Raw genomic sequence first — 2013 nt, forward strand, 5'->3', positions numbered from 1 at the left:
CATCTGGCTCATGGGCGGCTCGGATCAGGTGTTACGGGGATTCTCGCATAACTGAAGGCTTGTTCGGAGATTCCCTAATAGGCGCGCCCCAAAATATCGTCCGACATCCCGATGTCCCCTCTGCCATATTTGCTCATATGTGGGGCGCTCTCAAACAGGGCCAGCCTTGGATGGGTATCGTAAAGAACCGAACTAGCAGTGGCGACCATTACTGGGTGAATGCTTATGTCACTCCAATTTTCGAGGGCAGCCAGGTAATTGGTTATGAATCGGTCAGGGTTAAGCCTACGACCGATCAAATTCGACGCGCAGAGAACCTTTACAATCGCCTAAACCTAGGCAAGTCGGCTATCCCCAGCAGTGACAAATGGAAACCTATCCTCATGGACTGGCTACCACTTTTGGCTATGGGGCTAGTGGGCTCCTTAGGGGGAGTATTTTTCAGTACTTCTCTGGCATTAACCTTGGCGGTATTAATATCTGTTCTCTTCGGGCTGATTGTTTCGCGTCAGAAAAATCAAGGGGCGCTGCATCTGTTGAAAATGGCTGACCCCACAACCTCGGATCAGTTAATTGCACAGATGTATAGCGATGAGCGCGGCCCACAGGCGCGGCTTGAAACCGCATTTGTGAGCCAGACATCGAGGCTCAAGACTTGCCTTACTCGTTTGCAAGACACCGCAGAGCAGCTCACTGGTCTGGCTGAAAGGTCGGATAACCTTGCCTCAGATAGCTCGCGCGGACTTGAACGTCAGCGAGTCGAGACTGAGCAAGTGTCAGCTGCAGTTAGTCAGATGGCTGCGACCACGCAGGAGGTCGCAACCCACGTTCAGAGAACCGCTAGCGCTACTCAAGAAGCCAATGAGCTAACAGGACGGGGCCGTGATGTAGCTCGAGATACCCGAGAGGCCATCCAACGCCTCTCGATCGTTGTCGGAGAGACTGGCCAAGCGGTTGCACAGTTAGCTAAAGACAGCAATGAAATCGGAACGGTTGTCGATGTCATTAAAGGTATTGCCGATCAAACCAACTTGCTTGCTTTGAATGCCGCGATCGAAGCTGCACGTGCTGGAGATATGGGCCGAGGCTTTGCTGTGGTTGCAGACGAGGTGCGTCAGTTGGCACAACGCACCACTCAGTCAACTATTCAAATTCATAGCCTGATCTCCAAGCTGCAAACCTCGTCAAATAGTGCTGTTAAAACCATGGAGAATGGACATCGCCAAGCTGAAGAAGGAGTCGCCTGGGTACTAGAAGCTGACAAGGCATTGGTCGGTATTAGTGATGCGGTAGCTCACATTACTGATATGACCACCCAGATCGCCGCAGCGACTGAAGAGCAAACTGCCGTTGCAGAGGAGATTAGTCGCAACATTACGACCATCGCAAATCTTGCAGATCAAACATCTCAACAAGCAAGAAGCTCGGCAGAGCTCAGCAAAGAATTAACTCAAACAGCGACGACCCAGTACTCATTGGTCGAACGATTCAACCGGTAACAAACGAAACTTCTCTACAAAAGCCCGCTCTGTGCGGGCTCTCAATTGCGCTCTTAGCCTGGCTCTGATCTCAAGGTTTTGCGAGAGCAAATCCAAGGTTTAGAGGGGCTTGTTGATAGCGGTGCCAATCAGCTAACCCTCTCCCATGCTGAGCGCAAAGTGTCCCGGTTTCTGTCAGAAGCCTTCGCCCAGTTACCGATGTGACTCGTGCTTACACGTGGTAAATACCGCGAGCTGACTGGCAGGTTACAGCGCAAGGAAGCATGCAAGTGACCGATAACTGTCTTTGGCCAGCGACAGCTCTGGGTCGAGGCTGACTGCCGGTGGGCAACCGCTATACTGATTTGACTACTGAGAGGGCGGGTATTGATGAAGAGGACAATTCTGGGAATGACTGAGGCTGGCGAGCCGTTGATCTTAGAGGCCTTAGAAGCTCTGTGAATCGCCCCGGGTTTCCTAGACACTCTCCAGGCTCGCTGCGTAACGCTTTTCAAACTCTACCGGTGACAGCTGA

The 2013-nt window shown here is 52.1% G+C and carries 1 protein-coding gene; it reads left to right on the forward strand.

Going from position 1 to position 2013, the window contains the following annotated elements; all coding sequences use genetic code 11:
• Nucleotides 1-23 precede the first annotated feature (23 nt).
• A complete protein-coding gene (locus tag GHO42_RS02435; RefSeq protein WP_178127026.1) occupies nt 24-1499 on the forward strand; it encodes a PAS domain-containing methyl-accepting chemotaxis protein in 1476 nt (491 codons plus the stop codon).
• The last annotated feature ends 514 nt before the right edge of the window (nt 1500-2013 follow it).

Origin of the sequence: Pseudomonas sp. FSL R10-0056 (assembly GCF_009600105.1) — a bacterium.
Lineage (GTDB): Bacteria > Pseudomonadota > Gammaproteobacteria > Pseudomonadales > Pseudomonadaceae > Aquipseudomonas > Aquipseudomonas bubulae.